The 18,023-nt window shown below is 70.9% G+C and carries 16 protein-coding genes; 12 read left to right on the top strand and 4 right to left on the bottom strand.

Annotated features, from left to right (window positions below; genetic code table 11):
• Positions 1 to 51 precede the first annotated feature (51 nt).
• Together infB and rbfA are read left to right on the top strand one after the other, a co-directional pair.
• Positions 52 to 2,862 carry a translation initiation factor IF-2 gene (gene infB / locus ELQ94_RS06330; protein ID WP_127048325.1) on the top strand — a complete coding sequence of 937 codons (2,811 nt, stop codon included), beginning with the start codon at positions 52 to 54 and terminating at the stop codon, positions 2,860 to 2,862.
• A gap of 102 nt (positions 2,863 to 2,964) precedes the next feature.
• On the top strand, positions 2,965 to 3,435 hold the full coding sequence (gene rbfA / locus ELQ94_RS06325) for a 30S ribosome-binding factor RbfA (protein WP_127048323.1): 471 nt from the start codon (positions 2,965 to 2,967) through the stop codon (positions 3,433 to 3,435).
• A gap of 82 nt (positions 3,436 to 3,517) precedes the next feature.
• Here rbfA and ELQ94_RS06320 read toward each other — a convergent pair whose 3' ends face one another.
• A complete protein-coding gene (locus ELQ94_RS06320) occupies positions 3,518 to 4,807 on the bottom strand; it encodes an Nramp family divalent metal transporter (RefSeq protein ID WP_208007572.1) in 1,290 nt (429 codons plus the stop codon).
• Between the two features lie 105 nt (positions 4,808 to 4,912).
• Complete coding sequence (locus tag ELQ94_RS06315) at positions 4,913 to 5,833, bottom strand: HhH-GPD family protein (protein WP_424976901.1); 921 nt, start codon at positions 5,831 to 5,833, stop codon at positions 4,913 to 4,915.
• Between the two features lie 106 nt (positions 5,834 to 5,939).
• Between ELQ94_RS06315 and ELQ94_RS06310 the strand changes: the two genes are divergently transcribed.
• Genes ELQ94_RS06310 through ELQ94_RS06290 form a run of 5 tightly spaced genes read left to right on the top strand, consistent with a single transcriptional unit; the run spans position 5,940 to position 9,304 of the window.
• On the top strand, positions 5,940 to 6,614 hold the full coding sequence (locus tag ELQ94_RS06310; RefSeq protein WP_127048321.1) for a nucleoside/nucleotide kinase family protein: 675 nt from the start codon (positions 5,940 to 5,942) through the stop codon (positions 6,612 to 6,614).
• 4 nt (positions 6,615 to 6,618) lie between these two features.
• Entirely contained in the window at positions 6,619 to 7,542 is a 924-nt protein-coding gene (gene truB / locus ELQ94_RS06305) for a tRNA pseudouridine(55) synthase TruB (protein WP_127048318.1), read from the top strand.
• Positions 7,539 to 7,907, top strand: a complete 369-nt coding sequence (locus ELQ94_RS06300; RefSeq protein WP_127048316.1) for a hypothetical protein — start codon at positions 7,539 to 7,541, stop codon at positions 7,905 to 7,907. The genes truB and ELQ94_RS06300 overlap by 4 nt, the downstream gene beginning before the upstream one ends.
• 12 nt (positions 7,908 to 7,919) lie before the next feature.
• On the top strand, positions 7,920 to 8,372 hold the full coding sequence (locus tag ELQ94_RS06295; RefSeq protein ID WP_127048314.1) for a hypothetical protein: 453 nt from the start codon (positions 7,920 to 7,922) through the stop codon (positions 8,370 to 8,372).
• Positions 8,369 to 9,304: a bifunctional riboflavin kinase/FAD synthetase gene (locus tag ELQ94_RS06290; protein WP_127048312.1), complete on the top strand. Its 936-nt coding sequence runs from the start codon at positions 8,369 to 8,371 to the stop codon at positions 9,302 to 9,304. Before ELQ94_RS06295 ends, ELQ94_RS06290 begins: the two co-directional genes overlap by 4 nt.
• A 19-nt stretch (positions 9,305 to 9,323) precedes the next feature.
• Here ELQ94_RS06290 and ELQ94_RS06285 read toward each other — a convergent pair whose 3' ends face one another.
• Positions 9,324 to 9,998 carry a maleylpyruvate isomerase family mycothiol-dependent enzyme gene (locus tag ELQ94_RS06285; RefSeq protein ID WP_127048309.1) on the bottom strand — a complete coding sequence of 225 codons (675 nt, stop codon included), beginning with the start codon at positions 9,996 to 9,998 and terminating at the stop codon, positions 9,324 to 9,326.
• Positions 9,999 to 10,162: 164 nt separating this feature from the next.
• Here ELQ94_RS06285 and ELQ94_RS06280 point away from each other — a divergent pair, with 164 nt between their 5' ends.
• Genes ELQ94_RS06280 through ELQ94_RS06265 form a run of 4 tightly spaced genes read left to right on the top strand, consistent with a single transcriptional unit; the run spans position 10,163 to position 14,562 of the window.
• Positions 10,163 to 11,179 carry a sugar-binding transcriptional regulator gene (locus tag ELQ94_RS06280; protein ID WP_243696888.1) on the top strand — a complete coding sequence of 339 codons (1,017 nt, stop codon included), beginning with the start codon at positions 10,163 to 10,165 and terminating at the stop codon, positions 11,177 to 11,179.
• Positions 11,176 to 12,186, top strand: a complete 1,011-nt coding sequence (gene deoC / locus ELQ94_RS06275; protein ID WP_127048299.1) for a deoxyribose-phosphate aldolase — start codon at positions 11,176 to 11,178, stop codon at positions 12,184 to 12,186. The genes ELQ94_RS06280 and deoC overlap by 4 nt, the downstream gene beginning before the upstream one ends.
• Positions 12,187 to 12,205: 19 nt before the next feature.
• A complete protein-coding gene (locus tag ELQ94_RS06270; RefSeq protein ID WP_127048296.1) occupies positions 12,206 to 13,705 on the top strand; it encodes an aldehyde dehydrogenase family protein in 1,500 nt (499 codons plus the stop codon).
• Entirely contained in the window at positions 13,702 to 14,562 is an 861-nt protein-coding gene (locus ELQ94_RS06265; RefSeq protein WP_127048294.1) for an aldehyde dehydrogenase family protein, read from the top strand. The genes ELQ94_RS06270 and ELQ94_RS06265 overlap by 4 nt, the downstream gene beginning before the upstream one ends.
• Positions 14,563 to 14,584: 22 nt before the next feature.
• Here the strand turns inward: ELQ94_RS06265 and mmuM are convergent, their stop codons facing one another.
• On the bottom strand, positions 14,585 to 15,487 hold the full coding sequence (mmuM, locus tag ELQ94_RS06260; RefSeq protein WP_127048292.1) for a homocysteine S-methyltransferase: 903 nt from the start codon (positions 15,485 to 15,487) through the stop codon (positions 14,585 to 14,587).
• Positions 15,488 to 15,576: 89 nt separating this feature from the next.
• Between mmuM and ELQ94_RS06255 the strand changes: the two genes are divergently transcribed.
• Positions 15,577 to 17,946 (top strand): heavy metal translocating P-type ATPase, encoded by a 2,370-nt coding sequence (locus ELQ94_RS06255; protein WP_127048290.1) that lies wholly within the window; start codon positions 15,577 to 15,579, stop codon positions 17,944 to 17,946.
• Positions 17,947 to 18,023 lie beyond the last annotated feature (77 nt).

Below are 18,023 nucleotides of genomic sequence, written 5' to 3'. Positions count from 1 at the left end.
CGTCCACAACTAACGGTCCCCCCTGCCTGGGGAGACCCAGACAGGAGAGAAGTGGCTGCCAAACCACGCGTACACGAGATCGCATCCGAACTCGGCGTAGACAGCAAGGTCGCCCTCGCGAAGCTCAAGGAATTGGGCGAATTCGTCAAGGGACCGTCCTCGAGCATTGAACCCCCCGTCGCACGCAAGCTGCGTGCGGCCCTCGAAGCCGCCGGCGCAGCCGCGCCTGCGGCCGACGCATCCAAGCCCGCGGCATCGACGGCGGCTCGCCCCGGCGCGAGCCGCCCGTCGGCGAACCGCCCGGGACCGGCTCCGGCCCCCAAGGCCACGCCGGCTCCGGCACCTGCCCCCGCGCCGGCCCCCGCGGCCGCCGAGGAGAAGGCGCCCGCCGCTCCGGCGGCCCCCGCCGCCCCGGCAGCTCCCGCTGCGAAGGCCGACGAGGCCCCCGCAGCCGAGGCCGCCGCTCCGGCGCCGACCGACGGTTCCGCCCCCGCGGCGAGCCCCGGCGGCCCGCGTCCGGGAGCCCCGCGCCCCGGTAACAACCCCTTCTCGAGCTCGCAGGGCATGGGATCCCGTCCCGCCGGCCCGCGTCCGGGTAACAACCCGTTCGCGAGCGCTCAGGGCATGGGCCAGCGCCCGGCCGCGACGCCGAATCCCTCGAACATCCCGCGCCCGCAGGCGCCGCGTCCCGGTACCCCGCGTCCCGGTGGGCCTCGTCCCGCCGGTGCCGGCGGTCGTCCCGGCGGCGGTGGCTTCCAGCGTCCCGGTGGTGCCGGCGGCGGTCGCCCCGGTGGTCCCGGTGGTTTCCAGCGTCCCGGCGGTGCCGGTGGCGCTCCGGGTGCGGCCGGTGGCTTCGCCCAGCGTCCGGCCGGCGGTTTCGCCGGTCGTCCGGGTGGCGGCGGCGGTCGTGGCCGTGGACCCGGCGGTGGTACCGCTGGTGCCTTCGGTCGCGGTGGCGGCAAGAGCAAGTCGCGCAAGTCGAAGCGGACGAAGAGGCAAGAATTCGAGATGCGGGAGGCCCCGTCGATCGGCGGTGTGCAGGTCCCGCGCGGCGACGGCACCACCATCGTGCGTCTGCGCCGCGGCGCCTCGATCGCTGACTTCGCCGACAAGATCGATGCGAGCCCCGGCAACCTCGTGACCGTGCTGTTCCACCTCGGTGAGATGGCGACGGCCACGGAGTCGCTCGACGAGTCCACGTTCGGCGTGCTCGGCGACGAGCTCGGCTACAAGATCCAGATGGTCTCCCCGGAGGACGAGGACCGCGAGCTCCTCGAGGGCTTCGACATCGACATCGATGCCGAGCTCGAGGGCGAGAGCGACGAGGACCTCGTGGCGCGGCCCCCCGTGGTCACGGTCATGGGTCACGTCGACCACGGTAAGACGCGCCTCCTCGACGCGATCCGCAACGCCAACGTCGTCGCCGGCGAGGCAGGTGGCATCACGCAGCACATCGGTGCGTACCAGGTGCACGCCGAGCACGAGGGCATCGACCGCGCCATCACCTTCATCGACACCCCGGGTCACGAGGCGTTCACCGCCATGCGTGCTCGTGGTGCCCAGGTCACGGACATCGCGATCCTCGTGGTCGCGGCGGACGACGGCATCATGCCGCAGACGGTCGAGGCGTTGAACCACGCCCAGGCCGCCAACGTCCCGATCGTGGTCGCGGTGAACAAGATCGACAAGGCGGGTGCGAACCCGTCCAAGGTGCGCCAGCAGCTCACCGAGTACGGTCTCGTCGCCGAGGAGTTCGGTGGAGACGTCATGTTCGTCGATGTGTCCGCGCTCAACAACATCGGTATCCCGCAGCTGCTCGACGCCGTGCTCCTCACGGCCGACGCGGGACTCGACATGCGTGCGAACCCGGACAAGGACGCTCGCGGTGTCGCCATCGAGGCCAAGCTCGACAAGGGTCGCGGTTCGGTCGCCACGGTGCTCATCCAGTCCGGAACGCTCCGGGTCGGCGACGCGATCGTCGCCGGAACGGCGTACGGACGCGTCCGCGCCATGATGGACGAGAACGGCGACACGGTCCTCGAGGCCGGCCCGTCGCGTCCCGTCCAGGTGCAGGGGCTCTCGAGCGTTCCGCGAGCGGGTGACACCTTCCTCGTCACCGAGGAGGACCGTACCGCCCGTCAGATCGCCGAGAAGCGCGAAGCGGCCGAGCGCAATGCGTCGCTCGCCAAGGCTCGCAAGCGCATCAGCCTCGAGGACTTCACCCGTGCTCTCGAAGAGGGCAAGGTCGAGTCGCTCAACCTCATCATCAAGGGCGACGTGTCGGGTGCCGTCGAGGCGCTCGAGGAGTCGCTCCTCAAGATCGAGGTCGACGACTCGGTCCAGCTGCGCATCATCCACCGCGGTGTCGGTGCGGTGACGGAGTCGGACGTGAACCTCGCGACGATCGACAATGCGATCATCATCGGGTTCAACGTGCGCCCCGATCCGAAGGCCCGCGAGCGCGCCGCTCGTGAGGGTGTGGACATCCGGTTCTACTCGGTCATCTACAACGCCCTCGACGACGTCGAGTCGAGCCTCACCGGAATGCTCAAGCCGGAGTACGAAGAGGTCCAGTCGGGTGTCGCGGAAATCCGCGAGATCTTCCGGTCCTCCAAGTTCGGCAACATCGCCGGTGTCATCGTGCGGTCGGGAACGATCACGCGAAACGCCAAGGCGCGCGTCATCCGCGAGGGTGTCGTCGTGGGGGACAACCTCGCGATCGAGTCGCTGCGTCGTTTCAAGGACGATGTCACCGAGGTGCGTACGGACTACGAGGCCGGTATCGGTCTCGGCAAGTTCAACGACATCCAGCTCGGTGACGAGATCGAAACGATCGAGATGAAGGAGAAGCCGCGCGGCTAGTCCGCACGGTGTGCCCGCCGGCCTTCGGGTCGGCGGGCATTCTCATCTCCGTCACACCGGCGGCGACAGGGTGTCGCAGCCGGTATTGAGGAAGGAAGATCGATGGTTGATCACGCTCGCGCGAAGAAACTCGGCGACCGCATCAAGGAGATCGTGGCAGCGCGGCTCCAGAAGGGCCTCCGGGACCCGCGGCTCGGTTTCGTCACGATCACGGACGTCCAGATGACGGGCGATCTCCAGCACGCGACGGTGTTCTACACCGTGTACGGCACCGACGAGGAGCGCGCGGACAGCTCGGCGGCCCTCGCTGCCGCGACGGGCCTCCTGCGTTCGGAGGTGGGACGCAACATCACCGCGCGACTCACTCCGACGCTCGAGTTCCAGCTCGACGCGGTGCCCGAGAACGCCGCGGCCATCGACGACCTGCTCCGCGAGGCGCGCGAGCGCGACGCGGAGACCGAGCGTATGGCGGCGTCCGCCGCCTACGCCGGCGACGCCGATCCGTACGTCAAGCCCCGCGAATTCGAGGACGACGACGAGAGCGACACGGACGAGACCCCCGCCTCTCGCTAGCCCCGCTCTACCCCCTGAAAACTTCCCCTGTGCTCGAATATTCGAGCACAGGGGAAGTTTTTTGTGGGGGGAGCGGAGCTGTTCAGGGTGAGAAGAGCGGGGCGACGGCCTTGACGAGTTCGTTGGCACCGAGAGCGACGAAGAGAGCGGCGATGATCCCGAGGATGCCGTTGAGCCACCACGTGTTCCGGTGCGGCTTCGGCATGTGGCGCGAATTCAGCAGGTAGAGGAGTGTCACGGCGAGGAACGGCATGAAGAGGGCGCCGAGCGCGCCGTAGGCGACGATCAGGCCGATGGGCCGGCCAAGGAAGAGCAGCGCCATCGGCGGGATCGTGAGCCACACGATGTAGAGGCGGTAGTAGAGACCGCCGATCTTGCGTCGCGGGTCGTCCTCCGCGAGACCCCTGACCGTGCCGAGGAAGTCCGCGAACATGAGCGAGACACCGTTCCACACCCCGAGGATGGACGAGAACGACGACGCCCAGAAGCCGATGAGGAAGAAGTAGCTCATGAAGACGCCGTAGCGTTCCCGGAGCACGTCCGCCAGATCGAGCAGTCCGCCTTCACCGTCGGCGATCGTCACGCCCGACGAATAGAGCAGTTCCGCTCCCACCACGAGCATCGAGATCACGAAGATGCCGGAGACGACGTACGCGACGCTGTTGTCGATCCGCATGACGCGCATCCAGCGCGGCGTCGTCCATCCCTTCTCCCGCAGCCAGTATCCGTAGGCCGCGAGGGTGATGGTGCCGCCTACTCCGCCGGCGAGGCTCAGCGTGTAGATCAGGGAACCCTCGGGGATGCGGGGGACGAGTCCGGTCACGAGCTCGCCGAGGTTGGGCACTGTGACGACCGCGGCACCCACGACCGTGACGAACATGAGTCCGACGAAGAACGCGATCACGTACTCGAAGACCTTGTAGCGCCCGAACCACACGATGAGGGCGCCGACGAGCCCGGAGGCGATGGCGAACACGTTGAGGTGCACGGACGGGAAGAGCGCGGCGAGCGGGAGCGCCGTGCTCGACATGGCGGCGGCGCCGTAGACGAAGCCCCAGATCACGATGTACGGCGCGAAGAACACGACCGTCCAGCGACCGGCGAGCCGCCAGCCCTCGAACATGGTCCGACCGCTCGCGAGCGACCAGCGTCCCGCGCCTTCGACGAGAGCGATCTTGATGAGCACGCCGACGATCGCGGCCCAGAGCAGGGTGTAGCCGAATCGGCTGCCGGCCACGAGCGTGGCGACGAGGTCGCCGGCGCCGATCCCGGTCGCCGCGACCACGAGACCGGGGCCGATGATCCGCCATCGAGGAGGCGGCTCGTCCATCGAGGGAGGGCGGAGGTCAGTGGCTGCGTCGTCGTTCACCATTTCCCGACCCTAGCCATTCCCTCACCCGCCCCACCTCTCCCGTACCAAAAAACTTCCTCAGTGCTTGAAAATTCGAGCACAAAGGAAGTTTTTTGGTACCGGGGGTCAGGGGAGGAGGTAGCCGGGGGCGTCTGGGGTGGGGGAGCGGACCGCGAGGCCGTCGGCGAGGAGGCCGGCGAGGGCGCGGTCCCGTTGGGTCTGGTCCGGCCAGAGGGTGGCGATCTCGGCGTCCGTCACCGGGGTGTGCGCTGCGCGGAGTTCGCGCATGATGAGTCCGCGGACGTGTCGATCGCTTCCCTCGTACGCCTTCTGGATCGCCTTCGTCGGTCCGTCGTAGGCGGGGTAGCCGGCCGCCCGCCACGCGCACGCGTCGCGGAGCGGACACGCGTCGCAGAGCGGCGTCCTGGCCACGCACACGACGGCGCCGAGCTCCATCATCCCGGCGTTCACGACCGTCGACTCCGCGACGTCGTCCGGCAGCAGCGCGTCCATCGCGGCGAGATCGCGACGGCCGTGCGGCGGTCCCGGCTGCCCCTGGCCGAGCACAGCCCGTGCGATGACGCGGCGCGTGTTGGTGTCGACCACGGGGTGACGGTCGCCGAAGGAGAAGACGGCGACGGCCCGAGCCGTGTAGTCGCCGATGCCCGTGAGGGCGAGGAGCGCGTCGACGTCGCGGGGCACCGCGCCGCCGTGACGCTCGACGATCTGCATCGCCGCCGCGTGGAGCCAGAGCGCGCGACGCGGGTAGCCGAGGTTGTCCCAGGCGCGCACGGCGTCCCCCGGTGGGGAGGCGGCGAGGTCGGCCGGAGTGGGCCAGCGCTCGAGCCAGGCCTCGAGACGCGGGATCACGCGCACGACGGGGGTCTGCTGCAGCATGAACTCGCTCACGAGGGTGCCCCATGCGCTGAAGCCGGGACGACGCCAGGGGAGGTCCCGCTGGTGCTCCCGGTACCACTCGGCGACCGCTGTCGCGATCGCCGGTCCGGGGGAGTCGTCATCCCCGCCCTTCGGTCGCTCGTCCGTCACCTCTCGACTCTAAGCGCTCGCCCGGCGGGATCCGGTCGGCGCGGATCCCGGTCGATCCACCCGTCCGTCGAGCCGCCCGCGGCTCGACGGGAAGTACGCTGGGAGCATGAGCGCCGACACCCCCGCGCGCCTCGCGCTGCTGCGCGAGCTGCGCGACGAGATCCTCCTGCACTACAGCACCGGTCGCCCCGTGGTGGCCGTCGACGGACTCGACGGCGCGGGCACGACCGTGTTCGCCGACGCACTCGCAGCGACCTTCGCGGAGCGCGATCACGCTGTGGTGCGGGCGAGCATCGACGACTTCCATCGACCGAGCGCCGAGCGCTACGCGGTCGGCCGCGACTCGCCCGAGGGCTTCTACCGCGACTCGTACGACTACCAGGCCTTCCGGGACGAGCTCATCACCCCGTTCCGTCGCGGTGGGGACGAGTCGTTCCGCACGGCCGTCTTCGACGTCGAGGAGGACCGACCCGTCGAGGGGGAACCCTCGATCGCGCCGCCGGACGCCGTGCTCATCGTGGACGGGATCTTCCTCCACCGCCCGGAGCTCATCGGACTCTGGAACTACTCGATCAACCTCGAGGTCCCGCGCGAGGTCGCCGCGGCGAGGGTCGCCGAGCGCGACGGCACCGACTCGGATCCGGATGCCCCGAGCAATGCGCGATACACGCAGGGCCAGCGCCTCTACGTCGCCGAGGTCCGCCCGCGTACGCGCGCCGTCGCGATCGTCGACAACGCCGATCCGGGCGTGCCCGTCCGCCGCTTCGCGGACAGCTGCTGATCCGATGCCGAACGGAATCCTCCTCGTCGACAAGCCCGACGGGATGACGAGCCACGGGGTCGTCTCTCGCGTGCGTCGCCTCGCCGGCACGCGGAAGGTCGGCCATGCCGGCACCCTCGACCCCATGGCCACGGGACTGCTCGTGCTGGGGCTCGGGCCGTCAACGCGTCTCCTGACGTGGATCGTCGGGGCCGACAAGGAGTACCTCGCCACGATCCGACTCGGTGGGACCACGGTGACCGACGATCGAGAGGGCGAGGTGCTCGAGACCGCGTCTCCGGAGGCACTCGCGGCCGTGACCGACGATGCCGTGCGCGCTGGAATCGCCGCGTTGACGGGGGAGATCGAACAGGTCCCCTCGGCCGTGAGCGCGATCAAGGTGGACGGTGTCCGTTCGTACGCGAAGGTGCGCGCGGGGGAGGACGTGAGCCTCGCGGCGCGCACCGTCACGATCTCCGCGTTCGAGGTACTCGACATTCGACGATCCGAGACCGCGATCGACGTGGACGTGCGCGTCGAGTGCTCGAGCGGGACCTACATCCGCGCCCTCGCCCGCGATCTCGGCGCAGGCCTCGGCGTGGGCGGGCACCTGACGGCGCTCCGCCGATCCCGCATCGGGCCGTTCTCCGTGACGGACGCCCGGACGCTCGACGCCCTCGCGGAGGCCTCCGACGACACCGAGGCGACCGTCGGGGCGGCCCTCCTGCCCCCGACCGCCGCCGCCGGGCGCTTCCTCCCCGTGCTCGATCTGACCAGCGACGAGGCCGTCGACCTCGGACACGGCAAGAAGGTCGTGCCGCACGGAGACGACGTACCCGACGGCCCTCTCGCAGCCGTCGCTCCCGACGGACGTCTCGTCGGGATCGCCCACGTCGAACGCGGGGCGCTCCGGGTCCTCGCCAACTTCCCCGTCGAGGAGGCGCCATGATCGACGCACTCACGATCGTCCAGGTCGCCGTCGCGATCATCGCGGGGCTCCTGTGCCTCGTGCTGGGCCTCGCCGGACGGAAGCCGAGCGACCTCACGCTCGGGGCGACCGCCCTCGTGGAGGTCCTCCTCATCGTGCAGCTCGTCGTCTCGATCGTCTCCCCGGCGGTCGGCAACGACCCCACCGGCGACGCCCTCGAGTTCGGCCTGTACCTCGGATCGGCGATCCTCCTGCCCGTCGGCGCCGGCTTCTGGGCCCTCATCGACCGCTCGAAGTGGGCGACGGTGATCCTCGGGGTGGCCAACCTCGCGATCGCCGTCATGGTGTACCGCATGCACCAGATCTGGTTCGTCCAGGGCGGATAGACTGGGGGTTCTATGACCGCGTCCACCTCCCCGCCCGAGCAGAGCTCCTCCGCAGGCATCGGCCGGGTCCTCGTCGTCGTGTATGCGATCCTGGCCCTCGCCGCGACCGGTCGGTCCTTCTACCAGATCGTCTCCGAGTTCGACGAGGCGCCCGTCGCGTACTCGCTCTCGGCACTCGCCGCCGTCGTCTACATCCTCGCGACGATCGCGCTCGTCGCACCGGGCGAGACGTGGCGCCGCGTGGCCCTCGCGACGATCGGATTCGAGCTCGTCGGCGTCCTCGTCGTCGGCACGATGAGCCTCGTCGTGCCCGAGCTCTTCGCCCACGCCTCGGTGTGGAGCTGGTTCGGCGCCGGCTACCTCTTCATCCCCCTCGTGCTCCCGGTCCTCGGACTGCTCTACCTTCGTCGTCGTCGACCGGTCGTCACCGCGCAGCGGCCGAGCGAACGCGTGACCGGCGCATGATCGTCTTCGACGGGCCCGGCGAGGTCCCCGCGGACTTCGGGCCGTCTGCCGTGACGATCGGCAAGTTCGACGGCGTGCACGCCGGCCACCGCGCCGTCATCGGGGAGCTCCTCGCCGATGCTCACTCAGCGGGCCTCGCGAGCGTCGTCGTGACCTTCGACCGCCACCCCCTCGCCCTCCTGCGGCCGGAGCTCTGCCCGGAGACGCTCGTCGGGGTCGAGCAGAAGCTGCGTCTGCTCGGGGAGACCGGAGTCGATGCCACTCTGCTTCTCACCTTCGACGAGGCCCTCGCGCACTTGAGCGCCGAGGACTTCGTCTCACACGTGCTCGTCGAGCGGGTGCACGCCCGCTCGGTCCTCGTCGGCGAAGACTTCCGCTTCGGCCGCGGCGGCGCGGGCGACGTGGCCGAGCTCGAGCGGCTGGGACGCGTCCACGGCTTCACCGTGCGTACCATCGGCGATGTCCTGGTCGGCGATGCTGGCCGGGTCTCGTCGACGCGGATCCGCTCGCTCCTCGCCGACGGCGACGTCGCGGGCGCCGGTGAACTGCTCGGCCACGTCCCCACCGTTCGCGGCGTCGTCGTGCATGGCGCGAAGCGCGGGCGCGAACTCGGCTTCCCGACGGCGAACCTCTCGCCCGACTCGGACGGCCTCATCCCCGCCGACGGGATCTACGCCGGCTGGTTCGAGGTGGATGGATCGGTCTATCCCACCGCGATCTCAGTGGGCGACAACCCGACGTTCGAGGGTGTGCCGCAGCGCCAGGTGGAGGCGTACCTGCTCGACCAGGACATCGACCTCTACGGCAAGGTCGTGGACGTGCGGTTCGTCGAGCGGATCCGCGGCATGGTGGCGTACGAGGGGATCGAACCGCTCATCGCCCAGATGACGAACGACGTCGAGCGCGTCCGCGAGGTCCTCGGCTGCGGCTGATCACGTCGGCGAGCGTGGCTCAGACGATGCCGGGGTGCGGCGCGCCGGGCGGCAGCGGCGCGAGGACGCGGCGGCGGCCGACCTTCGGGGAGCGACGGCCCGTGAGGTAGAGGATGACGCTCTCCGCCGTGCCCTCGATGACGGGGCCGCGTCCGACGCTCCAGCCGTCGTCGCCCGCGAGCATCGTGCGGGTGCGCAGGGCGAAGCGCACGCGGGGCGCCGCGAGGGAGGCGGCCTGCCGTCCCACCGCGTGGGTCGCCGTCGCGGCGAACGGCACCCGCAGTCCTGACGGGTGGGCGGCGTCGTAGCCGTGCACCACCACCTCGAAGAGCTCGCCGGGGTTCGTCCGTCCGCGTCCGGCGCGCTTGTCTGCGGCGATGAGCCGCAGCTCTCCCACGAGGTCGGGGCCCGACGCGGCCGCCGCCCGCTCCCGCGCGATCCCGTCGAAGGAGGCCATGGGGTTGAGGTGGCGCCCCGCGACCGTGGCGCGCGCGACGTCCGTGGCCAGTCGCGAGGTCGGGGAACCGACCCGCCAGGCCAGGTGCGCGACGGCGACCTTCGTGCTCCACCCCTCGCAGAGGCTCTCCGCTTCCCATTGGGGATCGGTCAGGGTCGACAGCGCGTCCGCGAGTGTCTCGAGAGCGCTGGCGATCTGCGGTCCGCGAGCGTCGGCGGCGGTGGTTGAGCGTGCCATGCGGCCAGACTACGCCGCGCCGGGTGTCCGGCGGGAGGGCAACGAGTGAGCGCCGACGCTGGCCGCTGTGCTCATGTGAGCAGGACGCCGCTCCGTCGTTGTCTCGCGCACATCGCCGCCCTATCGTGGGACTCGCCACCGTCAGAGTCGAAGGGAGCGGCGCCGTGAAGATCGACGACGAACTGCTCTCCGTCCGCGCCGCCGAGCTCTACTACGACGAGGACAAGACCCAGGACGAGATCGGCGCGATCCTCGGACTCACGCGCTGGAAGGTCGGCCGCCTCCTCGCCACGGCGAAGCAGCGCGGCTTCATCCGCATCGAGATCGTCCACCCCCGGGCCCGCCGGCTCGGACTCGAGCGCGCGCTCGGCGAACGCTTCGGCCTCGCGGACGCCGTGGTCGTGCCCGTCGGCGACGCGGCGGATGCGGCGGAGGTCGCCGCTCGCGTCGCCACCGCGGCGGCCGACCACCTCACGGCGCTCCGTCCCGTCCCGCGCACCCTCGGCATCAGCTGGGGTCGCACCCTCCTATCCGTCGCGAACGCGCTGCCCGAGGGGTGGGCATCAGGCGTCGCCGTCGTGCAGATCAACGGGGGAGTGAGCGTCAACCGCCGCTCCGGAACCGCAGCCGCGACCGCCGTCGAGATCGCTCGGAAGGCCGGTGGAGGGGCGACCCTGCTGCCGAGCCCGGCGATCCTCGAGCGGGTCGAGACGAAGCGGAGCATCGAGAGCGACCGCACGGTCGCCGGCATCCTCGACCTGGCCGCGAGCGCGGACGTGTACCTCTTCAGCGCGGGCGCGACGACTCCGGACTCGGCCCACATCGAGAGCGGCTACCTGCGCCGCGACGACATGGAGGAGCTCGTGCGCCGCGGAGCCGTCGGCGACGTCGTGGGCCGCTACATCGACGCCGACGGCCGCATCGTCGACCCGGGGCTCGACGAGCGCACGGTCGGCCTCCCTCTCGAGCGCTTGCGCGAGGCCGCCCGCACGATCGCGGTGGTTTCCGGTGCCGAGAAGGTCGCGGTGGCACGAGCGATCGTGGCGAGCGGCCTCTGCACGGTGCTCGTGACCGACGAGGGCATCGCGAACGCGCTGCTCGCGGCCGTCCATCCCCCCGACGATCCCGGCGGCTCACAGGATTCCTCCCCTCGACACCCCTCTAGAAGGACGACGACATGACCGATACCGACACTCCAGCGGCCCCCGCGGACCGCGCCCTCGTCCGGCCCTTCGACGGGCCCGCGACGGACGCGGCGCTGCGACGGTTCCTCCACGGTCTCCCGGGAGTGGACGCCGTGGGCCTCGAGCAGCGCGCCGCGACCCTCGGTACGCGGTCCATCAAGACCGCGTCGAAGGCGGCAGCGCTCGACACGATCGTCTCACTCATCGACCTCACGACCCTCGAGGGCTCCGACACCCCCGGGCGGGTGCGGTCCCTCGTGTCGAAGGCGATCTCGCCGGACCCGGGCGACCCCTCCGTCGGCCGGGTCGCGGCCGTGTGCGTCTACAACGACATGGTCGGCCACGCCGTCTCGGCGCTCGGACGCCATCACGCCGCGGCCGGGGGCGACATCGCCGTCGCCGCCGTGTCGACGGCCTTCCCGAGCGGGCGCGCGTCCCTTGCCGTCAAGCTCCAGGACACCTCCGACGCAGTGGCCGCTGGGGCCGACGAGATCGACATGGTCATCGACCGCGGGGCGTTCCTCTCCGGGCGCTTCGGCCAGGTCTACGACGAGATCGTCGCCGTGGAGCAGGCCTGCCGCCGCCCGGACGGGAGCCACGCCCACCTCAAGGTCATCCTCGAGACCGGCGAACTCTCGACCTACGACAACGTGCGACGCGCCTCCTGGCTCGCGATCCTCGCGGGCGGTGACTTCATCAAGACCTCCACGGGCAAGGTGGCCCCCGCCGCCACCCTCCCCGTGACGCTCCTCATGCTCGAGGTCGTGCGCGACTGGCACCTCGCCACGGGTCAGCGGATCGGGGTGAAGCCCGCCGGCGGCATCCGCACGTCGAAGGACGCCATCTCCTACCTCGTCGCCGTCGCCGAGACGGTCGGAGAGGAATGGCTCTCGCCGCACCTCTTCCGTTTCGGCGCATCGAGCCTGCTCGACGACGTGCTCATGCAGAAGCAGAAGATCGCGACCGGCCGCTACTCGGGCCCCGACTACGTCTCCGTCGTCTGACGCGAGAAGAAGGACGATCATGACATTCCTCGACTACGCCCCGGCGCCCGAATCGGCGTCCATCCTCGACCTCAAGCCCGAATACGGGCTCTTCATCGACGGCGCCTTCGTCGATGGCACGGGAGGTACCTTCGCGACCATCTCCCCGGCCACCGAGAAGCACATCACGACCGTCCAGAGCGCGTCGGAGGCGGACGTCGATCGAGCCGTCCGCGCCGCCCGCCGGGCCTACGACACCGTGTGGTCGCGGATGTCCGGGGCGGATCGCGGGAAGTACCTCTTCCGCATCGCCCGGCTCGTCCAGGAGCGGGCCCGCGAGCTCGCCGTGGCCGAGAGCCTCGACAACGGCAAGCCGATCCGGGAGTCGCGGGACGTCGACGTGCCCCTCGTGGCCGCCTGGTTCTTCTACTACGCGGGATGGGCGGACAAGCTCGAGCACGCAGGCCTCGGCAGCGCGCCGCGCGCCCTCGGCGTGGCCGGGCAGGTCATCCCGTGGAACTTCCCGCTGCTCATGCTCGCGTGGAAGATCGCGCCGGCCCTCGCGGCGGGCAACACCGTTGTGCTGAAGCCCGCGGAGACCACGCCGCTCACGGCCCTGCTCTTCGCGGAGATCCTGCAGCAGGCGGATCTCCCTCCCGGCGTCGTCAACATCGTCACCGGCGCGGGCGACACCGGCAGCGCGCTCGTCACCCATCCCGGGATCGACAAGGTGGCCTTCACTGGGTCGACCGCCGTCGGCCGTGCGATCGCGAAGCAGGTCGCGGGTTCCTCGAAGCGGCTGACGCTCGAGCTCGGAGGCAAGGCGGCGAACATCGTGTTCGACGACGCCCCCGTCGACCAGGCGGTCGAGGGCATCGTCAACGGGATCTTCTTCAACCAGGGCCACGTCTGCTGCGCCGGGTCCCGCCTCCTCGTGCAGGAGAACGTGCACGACGAGGTGATCGAGAAGCTCAAGCGCCGTATGGAGACGCTGCGGGTGGGTGACCCTCTCGACAAGAACACCGACATCGGTGCGATCAACTCGGCGGCGCAGCTCGAGCGCATCCGATCCCTCAGCGAGATCGGGGAACGGGAGGGCGCCGAACGGTGGAGCCCCGCGTGCGAGCTGCCCGAGAACGGGTTCTGGTTCGCCCCGACGATCTTCACGGGCGTCGACACGTCGCACCGGATCGCGCGCGACGAGATCTTCGGCCCCGTGCTCTCCGTGCTCACGTTCCGCACGCCGGCCGAGGCGGTCGCGAAGGCCAACAACACGCCGTACGGGCTCTCCGCAGGCATCTGGTCGGACAAGGGCAGCAAGATCCTCGCGATCGCGAACGACCTGCGCGCCGGCGTCGTGTGGGCGAACACGTTCAACAAGTTCGACCCCTCGAGCCCGTTCGGCGGATTCAAGGAATCGGGCTACGGCCGCGAGGGCGGTCGCCACGGGCTCGCGGCGTACCTCGCGGCGTCCGGCGGCGCATCGACCGTGCAGACGGAACAAGCGGCGACGCCGCGGAAGAAGGGGACGAGGAAGTGACGAGGCTCGCGGTGGCGAAGACGTACAAGCTCTACATCGGGGGAGCGTTCCCCCGGAGCGAATCGGGTCGCACCTACGCGGTCGCGGATCCGGCCGGGGTCTTCCTCGCCAATGCCGCCCAGGCGTCGCGCAAGGACGCGCGCAACGCGGTCGTCGCGGCGCGTGGCGCCGTCGGCGGGTGGTCGGGCGCCACCGCCTACAACCGCGGACAGGTGCTCTACCGGATCGCCGAGATGATGGAGGGCCGCCGGGCCCAGTTCGTGGACGAGCTGCGTTCGGGTCTCGGGCTCTCCGAGCGCGACGCCGTGGCGGACGTCGACGCGTCGATCGACCGCTGGGTCTGGTACGCGGGGTGGGCGGACAAGTACGCGCAGCTCGTCGGCGGCGCGAACCCCGTCTCCGGTCCGTACTTCAACCTCTCCGTCCCCGTGCCCTCCGGTGTCATCGCGATCGTCGCGCCGCAGGACTCGCCCCTCCTCGGGCTGGTCAACGTCGTGGCGCCGGCGCTCGTCGCCGGGAACACCGTCGTGGTGATCGCGAGCGAACGCTTCCCGCTCCCGGCGATGACGTTCGCCGAGGTGCTCGCGACGAGCGACGTGCCGAAGGGTGTCGTCAACGTGCTCACGGGTTCGCCGGCGGAGATCGCGCCGTGGCTTGCCTCGCACGCGGACGTCGACGGCCTCGACCTCACGGGGGCGGGGTCCCTCGACTGGGTCGATCTGGAGATCGCCGCGGCGGACACGCTCACGCGGGTATTGCGGCCGTCGCAGGCGGAGGACGCGGTGGCGCAGAGCCTCGAGCGTGTCATCGCGTGGACGGAGATCAAGACGGTCTGGCACACCCAGTCCCTGCGCTGAGGCACGCGGCGGGGCGTCGCCGTCAGTGCCGGGAGCGGCCGACCGCGTCGCCGATGAGAGCGATGTGCTCGGGGCCGACGCGGCAGCATCCGCCGATGGCGGAGGCGCCCTCGTGCACCCACTCGTCGACGAGCTCCGGAGGGAGGGCTGGGCTCCCCATCCAGCGGCGGTTCTTCGCGTCCCATTCCTCGCCCGAGTTCGGGTAGACGACCGCCGGCTTGTCCGACCGGCTCCGCAGCGCCCGCAGTGCCACCGAGACCTCGATCGGTGCGCAGCAGTTGACTCCTGTCGCGACGATCTCCGGGGTCGCATCGGCGATGGCGAAGGCGTCACCGAGGGATTCGCCCGCGCGGGTCTGGCCGCCCGCGACCGTGTAGCTCAGCCACGCGACGGCGCCCGTCCCCTCGAGGGCGCGGGCGATCGCTTCGGCCTCCGCGAGCGAGGGGATCGTCTCGATCGCGAGCACGTCGGGCCCCGCCGCCCAGAGCGCCTCGATGCGCGGGCGGTGCCACGCGGCGAGCTCGTCCACGGTGAGCCCATAGGCGCCGTGGTACTCCGAGCCGTCGGCCCGAGTGGCCCCGAACGGCCCGACCGACGCGGCCACGACGCGACCGTCCCCGGCGCGATCCGCCGCCGCCCGGGCGAGCCGCACGCTCGTGTCGAGCGCCGTGTCGGCCTCGGTCTCGCTGAGCCCGGCTCGGCGGAAGCCGTCGCGGGAGACCTGGTAGGAGGCCGAGGTGGCCACCATCGCGCCGGCCTCGAAGAATTCGTCGTGGGCCGCCTCGATCGCCTCCGGCTGCTCGCGCAGCACGCGAGCGCTCCAGAGCGGCCCGGCGACGTCGTGACCGCGTGCGTCGAGAAGGGTGCCGAGCCCGCCGTCGAGGACCACGGGGGCCGCGGCGAGGAGGTGCGTGAAGGTGCTCACGGGGGCAGCCTACGGGTGTGGACGGGGCTCCGGCGGATCGTGACCGCTCATGACGGAATACCCCCTTGGGGTATATGGTTGTGCGTGTTATGCGGACAACGGACGAAGTGACGGACGAGAACGCACCGAGCGGCACGGCGACGCTCCTGATCGATGGGATGACGTGCGCCAGTTGCGTCGCGCGCGTCGAGAAACGCCTCGAGAAGATCGACGGCGTCAGCGCACGCGTCAACCTCGCGACGGAGAAGGCGCGCGTGACCTTCCCGACCGGTGTCGCCCTCGACGAGCTCGTCGCCGCGGTCGGCGCCGCCGGCTACACGGCGACCGTGGAGCAGCCGCCGAAGACCTCGACGCCGTCCTCGCCCCCGTCGGCCGAGCACGACGGCGGGATGTCCCACATGGACCACGGTGACGGGACCACCGGCGCCACGACGCTCACGAGCCGGCTCGTCGTGAGTTCCGTCCTCGCGATCCCCGTGGTGATCCTCGCGATGGTTCCCGCCTGGCAGTTCACGAACTGGCAGTGGTTGTCGCTCGTGCTCGCGACGCCCGTGGTGTTCTGGGGCGGATTCCCGTTCCACCGCTCCACCGCCGTGACCCTGCGCCACGGCTCCGTGACGATGGATACGCTCATCACGCTCGGTACCTTCGCCGCGTACTTCTGGTCCGTGTGGGCCCTGTTCTTCGGCATGGCCGGCATGCCCGGTATGCGCCACGAATTCTCGCTCCTTCCGACCGGCGAGGACCCGTCGTCGGCGATCTACCTCGAGGTCGCTGCCGGGGTCACCGTGCTCCTCCTGCTCGGTCGGGTCATCGAGAACCGGTCGAAGCGCTCAGCCGGAGAGGCCCTCCGGTCACTCCTCGAGCTCGGCGCCCGCGAGGTCACCGTGCTGCGCGATCGACCGGCTCGCACCGGCGAACTGCTGGCCACCGCTCGCGAGGAGGTGCTCGTGCCCATCGAGGAGCTCGCGGTCGGCGACGTCTTCGTCGTGCGCCCGGGGGAGAAGATCGCCACCGACGGCCTCGTCGTCGAGGGTGGGGCCGCCGTGGACGCGAGCATGATCACGGGCGAATCGGTGCCGATCGACGTGTCGGCGGGAGACCCGGTCACGGGTGGCACGATCGTCTCGGGTGGGCGGTTGTTCGTCCGCGCCTCGGCGATCGGGGCCGACACGCGGTTGTCGCACATCGCCCGCCTCGTCGAGGACGCGCAGACCGAGAAGGGCCGCATCCAGCGCCTCGCCGATCGCATCTCGGCCGTCTTCGTCCCGATCGTCATCGTGCTCGCGCTCGGCACCGTCGCCACCTGGCTGCTGCTCGGGGGATCGAGCGCCGCCGCCTTCAGCGCGGCCGTCGCGGTGCTCATCATCGCGTGCCCGTGTGCGCTCGGGCTCGCGACACCCGTCGCCCTGCTCGTGGGGACCGGCCGTGGCGCACGGCTCGGCGTGCTGATCACGGGACCCGATGCTCTCGAGGCCGCGAAGGGCGTCGACACGGTCGTGCTCGACAAGACCGGGACCCTCACGACGGGCGAGCTGTCGGTCTCCGGCGTGACCCTCATCGGCGCCGCCGACTCGGACGCCGGCGAGGACGGCACCACCGAGGCCGGCGTCCTCAGGATCGCGGCCTCTCTCGAGGTCGCCTCCGAGCACCCGATCGCGCGAGCCATCGTGGCGGCCGTTCCGGTCGACGAGCGTGTGGAGGTCGACGACTTCCGCTCGACCGACGGACTCGGCGTCCAGGGCACCGTCGAGGCACGGCCGGTGGCGATCGGCCGCGCCTCGTTCGTCGCGGGGCTCGGGATCGCCCGCGGGGAGGACCTCGATTCGGCCCTCGCCGCGTCCGCCGCCGAGGGGCGCACCGCCGTCGTCGTCGCGATCGACGGACGCGTGCGCGCCGTCGTCGAGCTGTCCGACACCGTCCGCACGGACAGTGACGAGGCCGTCCGGGCGTTCCGCGCGCTCGGACTCGAGCCGGTCCTCCTCACGGGAGACGCCGCAGCCGTCGCGCGTCGCGTCGCCGGATCGCTCGGCATCGAGCGCGTCGTCGCGGATGTGCTCCCCGAGGGCAAGGTCGACGAGATCCGCCGGTTGCAGTCCGAGGGACGGTCGGTCGCGATGGTGGGCGACGGCGTCAACGACGCGGCGGCGCTCGCCGCAGCCGATCTCGGCATCGCCATGGGCGGGGGGACGGACGCCGCGATGCACGCGGCCGACATCACCCTCGTACGCGAGGGGCTCTCGGGAGCGGTCGACGCCATCGCCCTCTCGCGGCGCACGCTCGGCATCATCCGGGGCAACCTGTTCTGGGCCTTCGCCTACAACGTCGCGGCGATCCCGCTCGCGGCCCTCGGCCTGCTCAACCCCATGATCGCGGGCGCCGCGATGGCCTTCTCGAGCGTCTTCGTGGTGCTCAACAGCCTGCGACTGCGCGGCTTCACACCCCGCGTCCCGCGCTGACCCGCGAGGCCTCGCGCCACCCCGCGCCCGACGCGCTGCAGTTCCTGCTCGACGCGCTGCAGGATCTGGTGGACGCG

Origin of the sequence: Labedella endophytica (assembly GCF_003990045.1) — a bacterium.
Lineage (GTDB): Bacteria > Actinomycetota > Actinomycetes > Actinomycetales > Microbacteriaceae > Labedella > Labedella endophytica.
The sequence above is the reverse complement of the archived record's forward strand: the minus strand, read 5'-3'. Positions and strand labels throughout refer to the sequence as shown.